A 1580-nucleotide genomic window follows, 5' to 3' on the forward strand; every position below is an offset into this window, starting at 1 on the left:
GACCTGGGACTCAGCGAGCGCCGTGAGGCGCCGATGGGATGCACGCTGGAAACGCTGCTGGTGGCCGACGAGGTCTGCGTGCTGCCACCGGGCCATGCGCTGGCGCAGAAGGCGGTGCTGGCGCCGGCGGATTTCGCGGGCGAGCCCTTTGTCAGCCTGGCGCCTGCCGACCCCTACCGGCAGCAGGCCGACGCGGTGTTCGCCGCAGCCGGCGTGCAGCGCAGGCTGCTGCTCGATTCACCCAGCGCGGTATCGGTCTGCGCACTGGTGCGCGAGGGGCTGGGGCTGGGTATCGTCAACCCGCTGACGGCGCTGGCGCTGGCCGGCACCGGGCTGGTGATCCGGCCGTTTTCGGTGGCCATCCCGTTCCACGTTGCGGTGGTGCTGCCGCAGTGGCGCACCGAGCATCCGCTGCGTGCGGCCTTGCTGGTCGCGCTGCGCGACGCGGCGCAGGATCTGCAGGCAAGGCTGGCAGACCCGAAATGAAACGCCCATGAAAAAAGCCCGCTGCGGCGTCCCGCGCGGGCTTTTTTCAGAGAGATCCGTGGCCGGAAATCAGTACAGCTTCTTCGGCAGCTGCATGCTGCGAACACGCTTGTAGTGGCGCTTCACGGCGGCTGCCTTCTTGCGCTTGCGCTCGGCCGTCGGCTTTTCATAGAACTCGCGAGCGCGCAGTTCGGTCAGCAGACCCAGCTTTTCAATGGTGCGCTTGAAGCGGCGAAGGGCCACGTCGAACGGCTCGTTTTCCTTGACACGGATGGTGGTCATTTAACGAAATATCCTCGGATGAATGCGCTCGGTGTCCAGTGCTGACATGCACCTGAAGTGCTTCCGGAAGTCGCAGGTGACATGCCAAAAAGGCAGATCCACACCAGATCGACACGCTTGAGTGCTAGCAAAGACGACGATTCTAGCCCGAAAACCGCCTCTTGCCAAATCGGGCTTGACAAACTTCTTTGGCAGTCGCACGCGAGACCGGTAGACCTGAGCCTCAGGCCGCGGCTCTGTCCTGCGCGGCCTCCGCCAGCGCCTCGGCACAGGCAAACGCACTGGCCCAGGCCCACTGGAAGTTGTAGCCGCCCAGCCAGCCGGTCACGTCCACCACTTCGCCAATGAAATAAAGGCCGGGCTGGCGCTTGCTCGCCATCGTCTGCGAACTGAGGTCCTTGGTGTCCACGCCGCCGGCCATCACCTCGGCCTTGTGCCAGCCTTCGGTGCCGGCCGGCATCAGCTGCCAGTCCTGCAGGCTGGTGGCGAGCTGGCGCAGCTGCGCGTCCGGCACTTGCGGCATGGCCTGGCTGCCATCCAGGCCCTGGATGGCCAGCCAGGTGTCGGCCAGGCGCTGGGTCAACAGGCTGCCCAGTTCGTTGCCCAGCTGGCGGCGGGACTGCTGCTTGGCCTTGAGCAGCAGGGCCAGCAAGTCCACGCCGGGCAGCAGGTTCAGCCGCAGCGGCTGGCCGGGGCGCCAGAAACTGGAGATCTGCAGCACCGCCGGGCCGCTGAGCCCGCGGTGGGTGAACAGCAGGTCTTCATGGAAGCTGACCTCGCCGCTGCCGCGCGTCTTCTTGCCCACGGCCGGC

The 1580-nt window shown here is 66.4% G+C and carries 3 protein-coding genes; 1 reads left to right on the plus strand and 2 read right to left on the minus strand.

The annotated features are described in order from the left end of the window. Nucleotides 1-486 (plus strand): LysR substrate-binding domain-containing protein (locus FKP22_RS29800; RefSeq protein WP_233447014.1); only part of this gene is annotated, 486 nt, incomplete at its 5' end. Between the two features lie 69 nt (nucleotides 487-555). On the opposite strand, the gene rpsU is transcribed toward FKP22_RS29800, so the two are convergent. Together rpsU and FKP22_RS29810 are read right to left on the minus strand one after the other, a co-directional pair. Further along, nucleotides 556-768 (minus strand): 30S ribosomal protein S21, encoded by a 213-nt coding sequence (gene rpsU / locus FKP22_RS29805; protein WP_012346814.1) that lies wholly within the window; start codon nucleotides 766-768, stop codon nucleotides 556-558. Between the two features lie 223 nt (nucleotides 769-991). Continuing rightward, nucleotides 992-1580: NAD(P)/FAD-dependent oxidoreductase (locus FKP22_RS29810; RefSeq protein WP_211361665.1), on the minus strand; the 589-nt coding region annotated here is incomplete at its 5' end.

This window comes from Ideonella azotifigens (assembly GCF_006519715.1).
Lineage (GTDB): Bacteria > Pseudomonadota > Gammaproteobacteria > Burkholderiales > Burkholderiaceae_C > Ideonella > Ideonella azotifigens.